The sequence below is a fragment of the Streptomyces albidicamelliae genome (assembly GCF_025642175.1).
Classification (GTDB): domain Bacteria; phylum Actinomycetota; class Actinomycetes; order Streptomycetales; family Streptomycetaceae; genus Streptomyces; species Streptomyces albidocamelliae.
This window is the reverse complement of the sequence record NZ_CP106795.1, coordinates 7,961,217-7,978,073: the sequence shown is the minus strand read 5'-3', so window position 1 is coordinate 7,978,073 and position 16,857 is coordinate 7,961,217. Positions and strand designations below refer to the sequence as shown.

Annotated in this window: 14 protein-coding genes and 1 pseudogene; 7 read left to right on the top strand and 8 right to left on the bottom strand. The window is 74.0% G+C overall.

Annotation, left to right across the window (positions count from 1 at the left end):
* Positions 1-623: 623 nt before the first annotated feature.
* Positions 624-1,118 (bottom strand): SRPBCC domain-containing protein, encoded by a 495-nt coding sequence (locus N8I86_RS36060; RefSeq protein WP_263279770.1) that lies wholly within the window; start codon positions 1,116-1,118, stop codon positions 624-626.
* A gap of 279 nt (positions 1,119-1,397) precedes the next feature.
* Here N8I86_RS36060 and N8I86_RS36055 point away from each other — a divergent pair, with 279 nt between their 5' ends.
* Together N8I86_RS36055 and N8I86_RS36050 are read left to right on the top strand one after the other, a co-directional pair.
* Complete coding sequence (locus N8I86_RS36055; RefSeq protein WP_263279769.1) at positions 1,398-2,351, top strand: YihY/virulence factor BrkB family protein; 954 nt, start codon at positions 1,398-1,400, stop codon at positions 2,349-2,351.
* Between the two features lie 132 nt (positions 2,352-2,483).
* The gene (locus tag N8I86_RS36050; protein ID WP_404830858.1) at positions 2,484-3,470 is read left to right on the top strand and encodes a L,D-transpeptidase; all 987 of its coding nucleotides are present in this window, start codon (positions 2,484-2,486) and stop codon (positions 3,468-3,470) included.
* An 87-nt stretch (positions 3,471-3,557) separates the two neighbouring features.
* On the opposite strand, the gene N8I86_RS36045 is transcribed toward N8I86_RS36050, so the two are convergent.
* The gene (locus tag N8I86_RS36045) at positions 3,558-4,514 is read right to left on the bottom strand and encodes a GNAT family N-acetyltransferase (protein WP_263279768.1); all 957 of its coding nucleotides are present in this window, start codon (positions 4,512-4,514) and stop codon (positions 3,558-3,560) included.
* A 165-nt stretch (positions 4,515-4,679) separates the two neighbouring features.
* Here N8I86_RS36045 and N8I86_RS36040 point away from each other — a divergent pair, with 165 nt between their 5' ends.
* Positions 4,680-5,507 carry a maleylpyruvate isomerase family mycothiol-dependent enzyme gene (locus tag N8I86_RS36040; RefSeq protein WP_123440965.1) on the top strand — a complete coding sequence of 276 codons (828 nt, stop codon included), beginning with the start codon at positions 4,680-4,682 and terminating at the stop codon, positions 5,505-5,507.
* Positions 5,508-5,515: 8 nt separating this feature from the next.
* Here the strand turns inward: N8I86_RS36040 and N8I86_RS36035 are convergent, their stop codons facing one another.
* The 6 genes and pseudogenes from N8I86_RS36035 to N8I86_RS36010 form a co-directional block, all read right to left on the bottom strand.
* Entirely contained in the window at positions 5,516-5,638 is a 123-nt protein-coding gene (locus N8I86_RS36035; protein ID WP_263279767.1) for a hypothetical protein, read from the bottom strand.
* A gap of 120 nt (positions 5,639-5,758) precedes the next feature.
* A pseudogene (locus N8I86_RS36030) lies at positions 5,759-7,362 on the bottom strand (carboxylesterase/lipase family protein).
* 16 nt (positions 7,363-7,378) lie between these two features.
* Positions 7,379-8,017 carry a GOLPH3/VPS74 family protein gene (locus N8I86_RS36025; RefSeq protein ID WP_263279766.1) on the bottom strand — a complete coding sequence of 213 codons (639 nt, stop codon included), beginning with the start codon at positions 8,015-8,017 and terminating at the stop codon, positions 7,379-7,381.
* A 112-nt stretch (positions 8,018-8,129) separates the two neighbouring features.
* Positions 8,130-8,789, bottom strand: a complete 660-nt coding sequence (locus N8I86_RS36020) for a response regulator (RefSeq protein ID WP_263279765.1) — start codon at positions 8,787-8,789, stop codon at positions 8,130-8,132.
* Positions 8,786-10,009, bottom strand: a complete 1,224-nt coding sequence (locus N8I86_RS36015) for a sensor histidine kinase (RefSeq protein WP_263279764.1) — start codon at positions 10,007-10,009, stop codon at positions 8,786-8,788. Before N8I86_RS36015 ends, N8I86_RS36020 begins: the two co-directional genes overlap by 4 nt.
* A 37-nt stretch (positions 10,010-10,046) precedes the next feature.
* Positions 10,047-10,370 (bottom strand): hypothetical protein, encoded by a 324-nt coding sequence (locus tag N8I86_RS36010; RefSeq protein ID WP_073898186.1) that lies wholly within the window; start codon positions 10,368-10,370, stop codon positions 10,047-10,049.
* Positions 10,371-10,761: 391 nt separating this feature from the next.
* Here N8I86_RS36010 and N8I86_RS36005 point away from each other — a divergent pair, with 391 nt between their 5' ends.
* The 4 genes from N8I86_RS36005 (at position 10,762) to N8I86_RS35990 (ending at position 16,839) form a co-directional block, all read left to right on the top strand.
* Positions 10,762-12,135 carry an ATP-grasp domain-containing protein gene (locus N8I86_RS36005; RefSeq protein WP_263279763.1) on the top strand — a complete coding sequence of 458 codons (1,374 nt, stop codon included), beginning with the start codon at positions 10,762-10,764 and terminating at the stop codon, positions 12,133-12,135.
* A complete protein-coding gene (locus N8I86_RS36000) occupies positions 12,132-14,144 on the top strand; it encodes a PEP/pyruvate-binding domain-containing protein (RefSeq protein WP_263279762.1) in 2,013 nt (670 codons plus the stop codon). Before N8I86_RS36005 ends, N8I86_RS36000 begins: the two co-directional genes overlap by 4 nt.
* An 8-nt stretch (positions 14,145-14,152) precedes the next feature.
* The gene (locus tag N8I86_RS35995) at positions 14,153-15,535 is read left to right on the top strand and encodes an MFS transporter (RefSeq protein WP_263279761.1); all 1,383 of its coding nucleotides are present in this window, start codon (positions 14,153-14,155) and stop codon (positions 15,533-15,535) included.
* A gap of 137 nt (positions 15,536-15,672) precedes the next feature.
* Positions 15,673-16,839 carry a PAS domain-containing protein gene (locus tag N8I86_RS35990; protein ID WP_263279760.1) on the top strand — a complete coding sequence of 389 codons (1,167 nt, stop codon included), beginning with the start codon at positions 15,673-15,675 and terminating at the stop codon, positions 16,837-16,839.
* The last annotated feature ends 18 nt before the right edge of the window (positions 16,840-16,857 follow it).

Sequence of the window (16,857 nt, the reverse complement as noted above, 5' to 3'; positions counted from 1 at the left end):
GCCGGGAGCGGGGGTGGGACGTCGCCGCGGCCGGCAGCGGGCAGGGCCGGGGCCGGGAGCGGCAGTGTGGCGGCGCCGCGGCCGGGAGCGGCAGTGGGGCGGCGCCGCGGCCGGCAGCAGCAGTGGGCGGGCGGCGCCGCGGCCGGCAGCAGCAGTGGGCGGGCGGCGCCGCGGCCGGCAGCGGCAGTGGGGCGGCGCCGCGGCCGGGAGCGGCGGTGGGGCGGCGCCGCGGCCGGCAGCAGCAGTGGGCGGGCGGCGCCGCGGCCGGCAGCGGCAGTGGGGCGGCGCCGCGGCCGGGAGCGGCGGTGGGGCGGCGCCGCGGCCGGGAGCGGCGGTGGCCCTGCCCGCTGTCACCCTGGCGGCGCCGGCCGTCGTGGCTCGGCGGCATTTACTGCACCTGAGCCCGGCGCGGCCGTGGACGCCCCGTGAAGGGGACGCCGCCGGGCCGCGCCGCGTCTCCCATCTACCGGCTGTGCCGGCGCAGCAGCGCGCCGAGCACGGCCGGGTCGACCTCGGCGGGCTCCGGGGGCGGCTCCAGAAGACGTCGTCGGTATGCTCCCGGACCTGCGCGCGGTTCGTCCGGGGCCGGCGCGGAGGCTCGCCCGGCGTACCCGTGTGCCGGGCTACGCGGAGGCTTCGAGAGCCGCCGGGAGGCCGTTCAGGCGGAGGCGGACGGCACCTCGCAGATGCGCGAGGTCGGCGGCGCCGTCACCGGTGGGTACGAGGAATGCCGCCTGCTCGGTCCAGGTCAGCGAGGTGCCCCGGCCCTCGGGGGTCAGTTCGACCGTCACCAGCGAGGTCCAGCGCAGGACGTCGTCGACGAGGGACTCGTACCCCTGGACGATGCGCCTGTCCGGCACGATGTCGAGGTAGCGGGAGCGGTATGCGAGGCGTTCCTCGGTGCCGTCGAGGTGGCGGAAGGTGCTGCGGGCCCGGTCGCCGCCGCCGACGCGGAAGTCCAGTGTGTACGTCGCGCCGTGACCGGGGAGTGCGAACCAGCGCCGCAGGACCACCGGATCGGCGAACGCCCCGTACACCGCCCGGGGTTCGGCGTCGAGGTGCCGGGTCTCGGTGAAGGCGGTGTGCCGGACGGCCGTCACCGCTCGCGCGTGGGTCATGCCCGGTGAACGCGGAGCCGGCGGTCCCCATTCCCGCCCCTGACGGCTCCGGCCGCCTCAACACCGTTCGGAGACCGCCGTGTTGCGGAGCCGGGGTCTCGCACCGGCAGCACGCGCCGCCCGGGACGCCTGCTCTCCGGTCGAGCGGGCATACGGCGTGAGCCGGGGGACGGACGCTGCCGGCGACCGCCGTACACCCGCTCGACCACAGGGGGAACCATGCCGACCGCCGCCATCCGGAGAACCGCCGGCCCTGCGCAGCCGGTGCGGGAGGGGTGAATGGGTACCGCCACGAAGGTTCCCGAGACCCGGGACATGAGCGGCGAGGAGCTGTCCGGCGACGAGGCGTGGGCGGCGCTGCGCCGCTACGGCGGCTGGTCCCTGATGCGCGACGCCTTCACCCGCTTCCGCTACGCCGACGGCTTCAGCCACTCCCGGGCCCTCGCCCTGCAGACGGTGCTGGCCGTCATCCCCCTGACGATCGCCTTCGTCGGCCTGTCGGCCACCCTGCACACCGAGACGCTGGGCAGGCTGGCCGAACTGACGATCCACCGGATCGCCCGGGGACCCAGCGCCGGCGTGGTCGACGACGCCCTCGCCCGCAGCCGGCGCACGGCCGGTGACGGCGCGGCGGTGGCCCTCTGGCTCTGTGCCGCCTTCTCCCTGGTCAACGTCACCACCGCGATGTGCCAGATCGAGCGGGGCGCCAACCGGATCTACGGCAACGAGCGCGACCGCCCCTTCCGTGCCAAGTACCTGCGCGGACTGCTGATGGCCCTCGGCGCGGGCCTCCCGCTCGGACTGGGGTTCGTCGTCCTCGTCGCCGGTGACGACCTCGCCGCGGCGGCGGTGACGGTCTACCACCTCGACGACGGCGCCCGGACGGCCTGGGACGTCCTGCGCTGGCCCTTCGGCCTGCTGCTGGCCCTCATCTCCGCGAGCACCGTCTTCCGCCGCTCCCCGCGCCGCAGGCAGCCCGGCTACACCTGGCTGGCGTTCGGCGCGGCCGTCTACCTGATCCTGTGGATGACACTGACCTGGCTGCTGACCCTCTACCTGAACGTCAGCGGTTCCTTCGACGCGATCTACGGCCCCCTGAGCGCCTTCATGTCCTTGCTGCTGTGGGCCTACCTGACCTCCATCGCCCTCTTCCTCGGACTCTCCTTCGCCGCGCAGCTTGAGGCGGCGCGCGGACGGCGACCCGAACCGATCCGGGCCGACCCGGGAGTGTGAGTGCTCGTGTCCGGGCACCCGCCATTCTTGGGACACGTTTTACGCAACGCACGCAACTGGGTCCGGTCCCCCGTCTGTCTGACAGGGAGTCGGGCCCATGAGGGCCGAAGGGCTAGAGAGCGGGGGCAGGTCGTGGGACGGCGCAAGGGCGGCATAGGGATCGCACTCGTCACGGCTGCGATGCTGGTGGGCGCGAGTGCCTGCGGCGGGGGCGGCAGTGACATGGCGGGCGGGGACGACGCCAAGGCGCCGGGCAAGCCGGGTGCGAGTGCCTCCCCCTCGCCGAAGAAGCCCAAGGGGCCGCCGATGCTGCTGGAGACGATCACTCCGCAGAGCGGGACCACGGTCGGCGTGGCCATGCCGATCTCGGTGGTCTTCACGAATCCGGTGGCGGCGAAGGCACGGGCGAACGTCGAGAAGCACCTGAAGGTCAGCACCTCGCAGCCGGTCACCGGCGCCTGGCACTGGTTCGGCGACAAGCGGGCCGACTGGCGGCCGCAGACGTACTGGCCGTCCGGCACCACGGTGAAGATCGACGCCGACATGACGGGCGTCGGCAACGGCAACGGCCGCTACGGGGTGCACGGTTACACGCACACCTTCAAGATCGGTGACGACGTGCGCGCGGACGTCTCCGTGACGGGCCACACCATGAAGGTGACTCGCAACGACAAAACGGTGCGCACCCTGTCGATCAACGCGGGCAGCCCGCAGTACCCGACGTGGAACGGCACGATGGCCGTCATCGACAAGCAGGAGAAGGTCCACATGACCTCCTGCAGCGTCGGCATCAGCTGCGACAAGGGCAGCCCCAACTACTACGACCTCACGCTGCCCTGGGACGTGCACCTGACCCAGTCCGGCACCTACGTGCACTACTCGACCGGCGACCCCAACCCGGGCAGCGGCAGCGCCCGTGGCTCGCACGGCTGCGTGCACCTGTCCATGTCGGACGCCAAGTGGTTCTACGGCCAGGTCAAGCAGGGCGACCCGGTCACCATCACCGGTTCGTCCCGCGCCAAGGCCCCGGCCGACAACGGCTATGCGGCCTTCAACCTGAGCTGGGACCAGTGGCTCGCGGGCAGCGCGTCCGGGAAGGGAACGACCTCGGCGCTGTGACGTCCCGAGGTGACGGGCGGATCGTCCGCCGCTCCCGCGGTCCCGTTCTCCTCCGGGAGAGCGGGACCGCCGTCCTTCCCGGGCGGCTCAGCCAATCCTGCCCCGGGACTTGATGAGCGGCGCGTCCCGGGTGAACTCCCTGAAGCCGACGCCGTAGTACAGCCCGCGCGCCCGGGCGTGTCCCGGTGCGCCGAGGCAGGCGACCGTCATGTGGTCGGCGCCGGCCTCGCGGGCCAGCCGCATCCCGTGCAGCAGCATCGCCGTGCCCAGCCCGCGCCGCCGGTGGTCCGGGTGCGTTCCGACCGGCTCGAACTGGGCGGTCCTGTTGACCGTGTCGAGCCACATGATCGTCGATGCGGCCATGGTCCCGTCCGGCGCCTCCACCAGGACGTGCAGGTCGCCGCGGTACGGCGGGGTCCGCCGTACCCCCTCGTAGCCCTCGGCCGTGTACGTCGACGGCGCCCAGGCGTCCACGTGGGCCCGGACCGCGGCGCGCGGCCCGGCCTCGTCGGCGGTGCGGAACCGGAACCCGTCGGGCAGGACCGGCCGTGCCACGTCGTCGAGGTCGCGCCGGTTGAGCTGCGTCCAGGAGCCGGTGTCGCCGAGTGCGGCCGGATCGGTCCCGTAGCCGTGCGCCGCCCACCGCCCCAGGGCGTACTCGTTGGCGGCGCTCGGCACCACGGTGCGCTCGACACCGGCCGCCACGGCGTCGTACCAGTCGATCACCTCGTCCACCAGCTCCCTGTGGTCGGGATGGACCTGGTAGGTCAGCGCGGCCCCGGTGACGTCCTTCACCGACCCGTCGCCGCGCGACACCCGGTGGGGCAGGGCCACCCAGCCCCAGGCGACCAGGACGTCACCGGAGAACCACAGCCGGCGGACCCAGCTCCCGCCCTCGCGCGCGTGGCCCTTGCCCCAGATCCAGGCCAGCTCCCCCAGCGACGCGTCGCTGTTCACGAGGTCGGGACGGACGGCGGTGACCCGCTGGGCCAGGTCCTGCATGAGCTCCACGTCGGCCGCCGTAAGACGCTCGAAGTCATCCATGGTGGGCCACTGTGCCAGGGCACCGCGGCGCCATCGACTGCTTTTCCCGGCGCGGAGCCGGCACCGGGGGGCGCGCGGGGCTTGCCGCGCGCCTGAGCGGTCTGGTTGGGTACCAGCGCCGTAGGCACGGTGGGCGTGCGGGGCGGTGGGAGCGGAGCGATCAACGTGCACACGACGGGACGGCAGGACGGCTCGTGGTCCTTGCCCGAGGGGCTGGGACAGGCGATCCGGGGCACTGCCGAGGAGATCGCCACGCTGGTGCGCGGCGTGGGCGACACGGCGCTCGCCGTGCCGGGGTCGGCGTGGGCCATCGGCGAAGCCGCCGCCCACCTCGCCCTGGCCAACGAGCTGATGGCCGACCTGGCGGCGGGACGGGAGCGCCCTTACGGCGACGGGACCCCGCAGAGTCTCGCCGAGGCGAACGCGCGGTCCCTCGCCGTCTTCGGGGAGCGCGGGGCGGAGCCCCTCGCGACGATGATCACGCAGCAGGCAGACGCGTTCCTGGACGCCGTGTCGCGTTCCGGGGCCGACGGCCCGGCACCCACCACGCCGCTGGGCCCGATGAACCGCTCCGTTCTCGCGTCCTACCTGCTCACGCACATGCTCGGCCACGGGTACGACCTGGCGCGCGCCGTGCGGCGGCCGCACATGATCGACCGTGACCGGGTGGGGCTGTGCATGCCGTTCATGCTGTCGGTCATGCCGCGGGTCACGAACCCCGCGGCGACGGCGGGGCTCGACGCCGACTACCGGATCCGGCTGCGCGGGGGCGGGACGTTCGGTGTGTCCCTGGCCGACGGCGCCGTACGGGTGACGCCGGGGGCGCCGCCGGGGCGCGCCGACTGCACCATCCTGCTCGATCCCGTCGCCTTCCTGCTGATCGCCCTGGGCAGGCTCAACCCGTGGCGTGCGATCGCGCAGGGGCAGGTCCTCGCCTGGGGCACCCGGCCATGGCTGGCCCCCCGCTTCCCCACCCTGTTCACCGCGCCCTGAGCCGGCCGTCAGCGGTTCGACGGGTGGCCCCGGCGCGGGCGGCCGGCGGCACCGCCGCGGGAGCGGTGGACCAGGAACAGCGCCAGGGCGAGCAGCGCGTGCACCTGGTGGACGAGCGGTGCGTGCGCCATGGCCGTGACGTCGGGTTCGGGGCGGTGACAGGTGACGGCCCTCGCCCGACGAGCGTGAACGCGCTCGTCGGGGTCCACCGGCCGAACCGGCGGACCCCCCGAGGCGGTCGCCTCCCCCGGTCAACCGAGCGCGTTCCAGAACGCGCAGTGGTGGCGTTGCCGCGCGGTGCCCGTGGGTACGACGTGGTCCGGTGCCAGTGACTGCACCGTCCGTTCGGACCAGGGCGGTGTGGACGGGCCGTTCGGGTCGCCGGTGCGGGCGAAGCGGGTCCAGTAGTCGATCATCGTGTCGGCCAGCCGGTGCTGTGGCGCGGTCAGCTCGCGGGGGCGTCCGCCCAGGTCGAACAGGTAGGGCAGCTCGCTCGCGTGCGGTGCGCCGAGTGGGAACGGCGGCGTGCCCGGGGTGAGGGGCGGGGCGTGCTCGTCGGCGAACTCGTACCGCCGGACGGGCACATGGGCGGCGAGCAGGTCCCCGGTGCGTGCCGTGGGGCAGGCGAAGTTCGCGTCACCGATGACCGCGCCGAACACCGTACCGCCGTCGGTGCGGTGCACGGGATACTCGCGGACGATCGCCTTGGCCCGGCCCGGGGCGGGGAAGAAGGTGGCGGCGACGTCGGGCCAGGTTGCGGGCGTGACGGGATTCCCGGCCTGGACGATGCCCGCGGCCCAGCCGTTGCCCTCGTCGTGGTTGTTGCCGACGAGCACGGGGACGTGGTGGAAGCGGCCGGCGGCGATCGCCGCCGCGGGCTCGTCGGGCAGCAGGGGTGTGGTGTACGCGGGCTGCTGGTCGGTGTCCTGGACCGCGAGCAGGCGGGAGACGTCCACGCGTCGCAGACAGGCCATCACGTCTCGGGCGGATCCGCAGCCGGCCCTCGCCGCCAGCTCCGCACCCGTGGCGCGGGCCGTGGAGAGTGGGACGGAGGAGGGGGCGAACGGCCGGTCGGGGCGCCCCGTGCACGGGCCGCTCTCGATGATCGCCCGGTCGAACAGGCCCGCGGCGGCCGGTGACGCGAGCTGGGCGCAGACGCTGTAGCCGCCCGCCGACTCGCCGGCCAGTGTCACGTCGTGCGCGTCCCCGCCGAAGGCTCCGATCTCGGCCCGGACCCAGCGCAGCGCCGCCTGCTGATCGGCCAGGCCGAAGGTGCCGGAGCCGGGCAGCCCCCGGTGCGCGAGGAAACCCAGGGCGCCGAGGCGGTAGTTCACGGTGACGACCACGACGCCGCCCCGGGTGCCCATGCGGTGGGCGTCGTACGAGCTGCCAGCTCCGGTGGTGAAGCCGCCGCCGTGCAGCCAGACGACCACCGGACGGGGGCGTTCGGGGCGCGCGCCGTCGGGCGTCGTGACGTTCAGGTGGAGGCAGTCCTCGTCGGTGCCGCCGCCGGGCACCTCGCCGGCGTGTTGCGGGCAGGCGCTCGCGGGCCGCGTCGCGTCCCGCACCCCGGACCAGGGGCCTCCCGGTGGGGCGGCGCCCAGCGCAGCCCGCCGACCGGGGGCGCCGCGTAGGGCATGCCGTCGAAGGTGCGGTAGCCGTCGTGGTCGGCACCGCGCACCAGGCCGTCGTGGGTGCGCAGGGTCGTGGTGGCACCCGGCCCCCGGCCGGCCCGGGCGCCGGTCGTCGCCACGGCGGGAGGGCCCGGCTGCGGTGGTGGTGCCGCCGACCAGGCCGTCGCGAGTACGGCGGTCAGGGCGCAGCCCAGGGTGGTCAGGACGCGGTGCGTGGTCATCGTCTCCCCCAGCGGGTCAGCTGCCGCCCATGCCGCCCTGCGCGGCGATCATGGTCGTCGGCAGGGCACGTACGGTCTTCTCCAGTCCGGGCGCGAGGGCTGCCAGCCGGGCCGTGCCGGCGTCGATGCGGGCCCGGAAGGTCTTCCGGTCCCGGCGTGACACGACCGAGCGGACTCCGCCCGCGGCGGCGAGCGCGAGCAGCGCGGCGTCGGCCAGGGGGATGTCCTGTACGGGGCCGTCCCCGTGCAGCGCGGCGGTCACGCGGGCGTGCGGGGCGGTGCGCGCGGCGGGGTCCGTCAGGGTCAGCCGCCGGGTGCCGAAGGGGGTGCGGGGTTCCCGCACGGTGAGAAGGCCCTCCGCGGCGAGCCGGTCTTCGACCTCCCTCAGGGTCCGCTTGCGGTGCTGGCGGACGAGCTGCTTCCAGCCGTGCCCGTCCGCGGCGTCGCGCAGCACGCCGTCGAGGACGGGGTCGCCGGTCGGCCGGCTGCCGGACACGGTGACGGTGCCGCCGTCCTCCCCGAGCCGGCCGCGCATGGCGAGGTCGACCAGGGCGGCGGCCCGGACCAGCAGCTCCGTCCGGGAGCGGTCGTACGGGCCGTGGGCCGTGTCGTCGTGGGCGAGCAGATACATGTGGCGGGTCAGGTCGTCGGTCACATCCCGACGCTACGGCGGGGCGCCCCGGCCACGGATCGGCCGCGGGAACGGACCGGCGCTGGGAGCACAGGAGGATCACCGCCCGGTCTCCTCCCCGAGGAGGAGACCGCTGTCAGGGGCGGCGCGGCTGGACGAGGCCGTGGTCGTAGGCGGCGACGACGGCCTGGACGCGGTCGCGCAGGCCCAGTTTGCGCAGCACCGCGGTGACGTGGTTCTTGACGGTGGCCTCCGACAGGCGCAGCCGCTCGGCGATCTCCGCGTTCGACAGGGCCTGCCCGATCAGGGTGAGCACCTCGCGCTCGCGGCCGGAGAGGTCCCGCAGCGAGGGCGGCGGCCCGGGGTCGGGCGTGGTGCGCAGGAACCGGTCGAGGACGCGGCTCAGGACGGTCGGCGCCAGGAGCGCGTCGCCGCGCGCCGTGAGCCGGATCGCGTCCACGAGTTCGGCGGGACGGATGTCCTTCAGCAGGAATCCGCTCGCCCCGGCGCGCAGCGCGGCGACCACGTGCGCGTCCACGTCCCAGGTGGTCAGCACGAGCACGCGGGCCCGGCTGCCGTACTCCGCGATGCGCCGGGTGGCCTCGATGCCGTCCAGGACGGGCATGCGTACGTCCATCAGCACCACGTCGGGCTGCCGCTCCCGCGTCAGCCGCACCGCCTCCTGGCCGTCGGACGCCTCACCGACCACCTCCAAGTCGTCCTGGGCGTCGATGATCATGCGGAATCCGGTGCGCACCAGGGTCTGGTCGTCGGCCACCACCACACGCAGGGTCATGAGGCACGCTCCATCGGCAGCCGGGCCGCTACCTCGAAGCCGCCTCCGGGCAGTGGACCGGCGCGCAGGCTGCCGCCCACGAGCCGGGCGCGCTCGTTCATCCCCAGGAGACCGCGTCCCGATCCGGCCGTACCCGAACCACCCGACGGGGCACGCCCGTTGTCGACCACTCTCACCGTCACGCACTCCTCCTCGACCGTCACGCGCACGCTCGCCTCGTCGGCGCCGGCCGCGTGGCGCAGCGTGTTGGTCAGTGCCTCCTGGACGATCCGGTACGCCGCCAGGTCCACCGCGGCCGGCAGCCCCTCGGTGGTGCCCTCGCGGTGCAGGCGCACGGTCATCCCGGTGGCCCGGACGGTGTCGGCCAGCTCGTCCAGACGCGCGAGCGAGGGCACCGGCCGCCTCGGCTCCCCCACTTCCTCCTCGCCCTCGTCGGGCCGGAACGCACTCAGCAGCAGGCGGAGTTCGCCCAGCGCCGAGCGGGCACTCGTCTCGATGGCCCGCAGGGCCTGCCGGGCCTGTTCGGGACGTTCGGTGAACACGTGATCGGCGGCGCCGGCCTGAATGACCATCACCGAGAGGGTGTGGGCGACGACGTCGTGCACCTCGCGCGCGATCCGTGCGCGCTCCTCCACCACGGCCCGGCGCGTCTCCGCCCGCGTGCGGGCCTGTTGCGCCCGGCGCCACTGCCCCGCCGTCCATGCCAGGACCACCGTCAGGAGATAGACCGCGAGCCCCGTGGGGCCGCCCGCCGTGAACGCCAGCGGCGCCGGCAGACACATCGCCGCGAGCGCCCACGCCGACAGCCGTCGCGGTCCGGTCGCCGACAGCACGCACAACGTGATCTGCGCCGCGAGCAGCGCTCCGGTCAGGGTGACCGCGGGCAGCAGCGCCCACACCGCGAGCCCCGTCACCGCGCCGGCCGCGAGTACGGCGACCGGGGCACGCGTCTGCCACCTGAGGGCGAGGGCCTGCGCGAGGACCAGGGCCGCGGCCACGGCCGGCCGCCGGCCGTCCCCATCGCCCGCGACGAGCACCGAGGTGCCGAGTACCGCGAGGACCAGACCGGCCGACCCCCACCACAGGGCCCTGGCCGTCCGGGGCGGCACCCGGCCCGGCGCCTCCCCGTCGAGGGCGTCGTCCCGGCCGCCGCTCACGGCCGGGGCCGGCCCGACGCGCCGGGCCTGAGCGGCGTCCTTCGGGGGGTGCCCTGCCGGCATCGTGTCTCCTGCCGCTGATGGTGGTACGTCACCGACCCTAACCTCCGCCGGGGGCGCGGCGGGGTCCGTCGGTGCACCACCGGTCGTGTGCCGCGCCCTCGCTGTGCAGGGCGAGCCTGCAGCACGGGATCAGCGGACCGGGCCGCTCACCCGGTACGCGACGCCGCCGCTCCCATTCCTCCTGCCACAGTCGGCGACGGTGGTCGGCGCGCAGGCGCCGTTCGCACCAGGCGAGGAAGACGGCGCAGTAGAAACCGGGCACGCACCACCAGGAGGCGTGGACCGCGAAGTAGACACCGGTGGCGGCGCTGGAGGTGGCGAGGACCAGACAGACACGGGCGTCTCGCAGGCTGTTCGTCATCGGCTGCTCCGGGGGGTGTCGGCTGCGGAGGGCTCGGCCCGCCCGACTGAGGCCGAGCAGAGCAACGGTGATGAACTGGAAACGACGCCGCCTACCGGGAGGACGCGGACATTCACCGTGTCGTTCCCGGTCGGGCCGTGGGCATGCGGACGGACGTTCGGCGCGGACACGGCCTAGCGCATCGCCGCGGCCGCGCTTGCCGGAATCGGTGTTCGCGAGTCGGGCATTTGCCTGAATCGTCGGCGCATCCCGGGCCCTGTGGCGGGCAGGCGGGCTGCTTCGCTTGAAGGAGACCGCAGGACGACACCACGTGTCAGGCGCGCTCGAAGGCCGCCGTACCGCACAGGCCGCCTTTCGCGCAGGGACCGAACAGCAGAGGAGTTGGGTATTCGTGAGCAAGGTGCTGTACGTGCATGCCAAGGGCGGCCCCCCGGTGGGGCACGCCCTGTCGCGGGTGGCCGCCAGGTCCGCGGTGCACCTGCTGGCACTCAGCGAACTGCCCGCCACCGTCGCGGCGGAAGCCGCCCGGCTGTGCGCCACGGCCGTCACCACCCCGGACGCCGACGGCGTCGACCTCGTCGAACTCATCACCGCACGCGCCCGCGAGGTCGGCGCCGACGCCGTCATCACGTTCTCCGAGTATGCGGTGGTCGCCGTCGCCGAGGCGGCACGGCGGCTCGGGCTGAAGGGTCCCGGGCCGGCGGCGACGCTGGCCCGGGACAAGCGGCTGATGCGTGCCGCCTGGGAGCGGCACGGCATCCCGCAGCCCCGGTTCCGCGGGGTGCGGGCCGTGGCCGAACTCGACGCGGCGGGCATGGAGTTGACGTACCCGCTGCTGCTGAAGGCGGCGTGGAGCGCCGGCTCCACCGCACACCAGATCATCGACTCGCCCGCGGATCTGCACGGCGCCTGGGCGCGTTCGGGTGCGGTGATGACGGAGTCCGCCCGGCTCGGCTTCGCGGAGCTGCATGTCATCGGCGCCGGCGAGGACTTCATCGTCGAGGAGATCGTCAGCGGCTGCGCGGAGGAGTGGTTCGACGGCCCCGGCTGGGGTGACTACGTCAGTGTGGAGGGCGTCGTGGTCGACGGCGTCTTCCAGCCGGTCTGCCTCAGCGGCCGGATGCCGACGATTCCTCCCTTCACCGAGCGCGCGGGCATCACTCCGGCCGCTCTCGGCGGCGAGGCGCAGGACAGGATCGTGGAGCTGGCCCGGCGCGCCGTGGCGGCGCTCGGACTCGAGAACTGCGGCACCCACACCGAGATCAAGCTGGGCGCGGAGGGCCGGATGTGGGTCATCGAGACGGCCGCCCGGTTCGGTGGCGCGATGACCGTGCCGCAGATCGAGGAGGTGTTCGGACTCGACCTGGTCGGCATGTTCACCGACCAGTTGCTGGGCAGGTCGCCGGACTGGCCCGCGCGCGTCCTGACACCCGACGACGCCGACGGCGCGGCCGGGTCCCTGGTCGTGCTCGCGGTGGACGGCGACGGCAAGGCGTGGCCGCAGCGGCACGTGTGGGACGCGTCCGCGGTCGTGCGGTCCGCGCCCCTCGGTCCGGGCAGCACGTTGTCCGTGGTCGCGGAGAGCTCCCTGCCGGACGGCACCCCCGTACCGGTCTACGACCCCGCCGCGGGCGCCAACACCATGGCGGGCCTGTGCCTGCTGTCGGCCGACCGGCCGCAGAGCGTCGTACGCGACTTCGCGGCTCTGGTGGACGCGCTGCCGCACCTCCTGCCCGCGGCCATCGGTGGGGAGGCACGGGCATGACGCTCGCCATGGACCAGGCCGGCCTGCCCGAGGCGGCGGGCGACCGCACCGTCGTCGGCGCCAACCTGTCGCTGCCGCTGTTCCGGACGCTGTCCGGGGTGCTCGCCGGTCACCCCTACCTGAAGGTGGTGCTGGACCGGTCCGAGGACACCTGGCATCTCCTCGACACCCGGGTGCACCCCTTTCACGTCAACTACATCGCCACCCGGATCCTCGGCATGACACTCGACGAACTCGACGCGGATCTGGACGCGTTCAACGCCTCCGTGTACATGGACCCGGAGCGCCGCTTCCTGCTCGGGGTGCTGTCCCTGCACACCGACGACGACCCCGACGGCTCCGAGCGGCCCTTCCTGGTGCTGGAGACGACCGAGGCCGACACGATGAGCGGTGCGCTGCTGGAGGAGTTCTACACCTATGTGCGCGGGCGGGTCGACGGGCGGCTGCCGCTGCTGCTGAAGCCCGCCAACCACGGGCAGGAGCAGGAGCTGGCCTCGATCGGTGAGGCCCGGGTGCCGCGCATCCTCAGCCACGAGCTGTTCGGCAACCGGACCCGTACCTGCCTCAACCCCGGGGAGGCGGAGGGCAGGCTTCGGTACTTCCGCAGCACGGCCGAGTACGCGGCGGCGGCCGCGGAACTCGGTTGGTCGGACATCGTCGCCATGCCGTGCCTGCCGGACGACGTGCCGCGGGTCGCCGGGTTCGTCAACACCGCTCCCATCACCCCGCTTTCGCACACCAACGTCCTCGCCTCGGGGTGGGCCATTCCCAACGCGATCGTCCGTGACCTCGACGCGCTCGTGGAGCGGGACGGTCTCGACGGTGCCTGGGTGCGCTACCGGGTCCGCGAGGACGCGATCACACTGGAACGGCTGCCCGGCGCACCGGCTCTGGACCGGCCCGTCTGGCATCAGCAGCGCATCCGCATCGGTGCGCCGCTGCTGGAGGAGGCGCCCGTCCTGGCACTGCACCGGCTGCGCCGGACCGACCGCGACAGCTACGGCACCAAGGCGGCCAACCTCGGGGAGCTGCACCACGTCCTGGACAGCCGTACCGCCGATCTGACCGCGTTCTACGCACGTCCGCGCCCGCCGCGGCCCCATCTGCTCGCCCACCTCGCCGCCCGTCTCGGCGAGACGGACCCGTCGCCGGAGCGGCTGCGCACCGCAGCGGCCGAACGCGTGGCGGACACGGTCCGGGCTCCGGACGGCGTGGCCCTGCCCTTCCGGCTGCACCACCTCTTCCTCACCTCCTCCCCCGCGCTGCAACAGGGCATCGGCAAACTGAAGATGGCCCTCGAACTGGAGGCGTTCGACGTCATCGACTCGCTCTGCCTGGGCCTGCAGCGTCTGATCCACGGCACACCCATGCCGGAGGAGGTCGTCCGGATGATCACGGGGGCGGTGCCGGCCGCTCTGGCGGACGGCCGCCGGCTGGTGGTGCGCTCCTCCTCCAACGCGGAGGACCTGCCGGGCTTCTCCGCGGCCGGCATCTACGACTCCGTCACCACGGTCCAGGGCGAGGACCAGCTCATGGACGCCGTACGGCAGGTGTGGGCCTCCCTGGTCTCGCCGCGCAGCGTGCGGCTGCGGCACCAGGTCGGCATCTCGCTGGACGACACCTACATGGGCGTGATCGTCCAGGAGTACGTACCCGCCGGCCTCGGCGGTGTGCTGGTGACGTGCAATCCCACGCGCCGCGAGGACTTCCGCAACGTGTATCTCAACTGCACGGCCGACTCGCCCGAGCGGGTGGTGGACGGGACGGTCCTGCCGCACCAGTACCTGTACAACACCGTGGAGGGCGGCGGTCGTACCGTCGACGTCGGCTCGTCGGGCGCGGACCTCCCCGGGCCCACGCGCGCGGCGCTGGCCCGACTCGCCCTGACGGGACGCCTGTTGCAGTCGCACTTCAGCGCGGAGGATCCCGACGACGCGCTGGACATCGAATGGCTGATGACCGCCGAGGGCGCGTTCCGGCTGGTCCAGATCCGCCCCTACGCCCGGTGAGGGACCGTATGCGCGCCCTGCCCTTCCGGAGGACCGCGGCGGCCGCGCCCCCGGCCGCCCGGCGCATCATCCGCCTCAACAACGGCTTCCAGCTGCTGTTCAACCTGCTGTGGTGGATGCCCGTCTTCTACGCGTACCAGCGGGACGCCGGTCTGTCCGACGGCCAGATCTTCGGCATCCAGAGCATCTACTACATCGCGTTCTGCCTGTTCGAGATACCGACGGGAGTGGTCGCCGACCGTATCGGCGCTCGCAACTGTCTGCGCGCGGGCGCCGTGGTCATGACGGCGGCCAATCTGGTGCCCGTGGTGTCGGCGTCGTACGCGGGCTTCCTCGTGCACTTCCTGGCCATCGCCGCCGGCCGTTCGCTGACGTCGGGTGCGGCGAGCGCCTACCTGTACGAGGGGCTGCGTGCCGAGCGGGCGGAGTCGCACTACCTCCGGGCGGAGGGTACGGCCCGGGCGCTCGGACTCGCCGCCAAGGTCGGCTGCTGGCCGCTGGTGGGGCCGCTGATGGCGCTGGCACCGCAGACCCCGTACGTGCTGAGCGCGGCGAGCGCGGCCGGTTCGCTCGGCTGTGCGCTCGCCCTGCCGCGGCTGGCCCCGGGCGGCGCGGAGGCCGGGGCGGACGCCCGGCGGGGCCGGCGTGGCTCGCTGCTGCGCGACTCGGGCGCCGCGCTGCGTGCCCTGCGGGCTTCGCCGTGGCTGGCTCTGCTCATGGTGCAGGGGGTGGCGGTGTTCACGCTGTCCCGGATCTGTCAGGTCAACCTGTTCCAGCCGGTGCTGCTGGAGCACGGGGTCGGGGAGAGCACGCACGGCAGTGTGCTGGCGGCGATGACGGTCGCCGAGGCCGTGGCCTCGGGCCGGCCGCAGTGGCTGTGCCGCCGGCTGTCGCCGATGGCGTGGGTGTCGGTGCTGAGCGTGGCACTCGCCGCGACGCTCGCCGGTACGGCCCTGGGCAGGCCGTGGGCCGTGATCGCCCTGCTGTGCGCGTTCGCCGCGGTCACCGGGTTCGTGTATCCGGTGCAGCGCAAGCTCGTCAACGACGCCATCCCGTCCGACGCGCCGCGTGCCACGCTGCTGTCGGTCGAGAGCATCGTGGACCGCGGTGTGTGCGCGATCGCGGCGGTCGCCGCCGGCGCGTACCTGGCGGCGGGCCGGCTGGACGCGCTGCTGTGGCAGAGCGCGGCGGTCACCTGTGTGCTCATTCCGGCGATCCACATGGCCCTGCACCGGATGAGCCCGGAGAAGGCCGCCGCCCGGAGGGCGAAGCGCGCCGCCTTCTCGGCCTCCGGCCAGCTTCCCGTCGACTCGGGCAGCCGTGCGGCTCCCCCGGTACCGGAACAGCCGGTGCCCCTGCCGGTCGACGAGGGAGCGGCACCTCGCCCGTGATCCGGCACGGGCGCGGTCCGCGGCGGCCGCCCACCCCGTCACCGGCTGGCCGGAACTGACCGGTCCGGCGCACATCTGAGCACTCACGCGTGGTATGTGACGCACAGTGAGCGAGTCGGTACGCCGGAGGAGTTGCCATGGACGAGACCGCTTTGAACACACTGCTGGCTTCCCTCCCCGTGTCGTGGTGGGAGGCCGGCCGCGACGCGGGACCGACGGGGAGCGGGGGCGGCGCGTTCGCGGACGAGCGCACCGCCCGCCGCTTCCTGGCGGCCCTGTGCGCCGAGCGCGCCGGTCCGTCGCGGCCGACGGACGACGGCCCCCACCCCGCCATGCCGTTCGCCGACCTCAGCCCGGCCGCGGTGTTCGTCCGCGATCCCGACGGTCGCTACGTCTGGGCCAACCACGCGTACGCCCACATGTACGGGACCACACGCGACACGCTGATCGGACGCCACCTGTCCGACTTCGACGAGCCCGACGACGCGGCCCGGTTCCTCGCCCTCGACGAGGAGGTGCTCACCCGCGGCCACCCCGTGCGGCACACGCTGGTCTACCAGCGATCGGACGGCTCCCCCGGCCACGCCGCCGGCTACCGCTTCCCCGTGCACTGGGGCTCGCGCTGCGTGGCGGGCATCTACGTCGACATCACCGACTACGTCCACGCGTTGGACGAACGGCGCCGGGCCGAGGAGGACCTTCGCGCGCTGCGGGACCACAGCGGCCTTCCGTGTCTGCGCCTGTCGGCGGACGGAGTGGTCGGGGAGGCCAGCGCCGCCGTCGCCGAGGTGCTGCGGGTACGGCTGCGCGACCTCGTCGGGCACCCTGCCGACCGCCATCTGGCGCCGACGCCCGAGCGGACCGCGTTGCACCGCGTGTGGGGCGACCTCGTCGGCGGCCGCCGCAGAAGCGTGCGTACCAGCGCGGTCATCGTCGACGGCGACCAGCGCCGGCGCCGGGCCTGGGTCTGCCTGAGCGCCAGTCGGCACGCCCCGGAACGCCGGCCTCACATATGGGCCGTCATCACCCAACTGGGCCTGAGCGACGAGGCGCAGTCCCCGCTGACGGCCACTCAGGTGCGCATTCTCGCCCTGCTGGCCGCCGGCCACAACAACGTGGACATCTCCAAGGCTCTGCACCTGTCGCGGCAGACCATCGACTATCACCTGGGGCGCCTGCGGCACCGGCTGGACGCACCCACGCGTCCCGCCCTCGTCGCCCGCGCCTACGCGCTCGGCATCCTCTCCCCCCATGCCTGGCCGCCTCGCGCCACCACGGCGACCCACCCGCGAAGTCCGGCGTGAGCGGCGCGATGGAGAGAG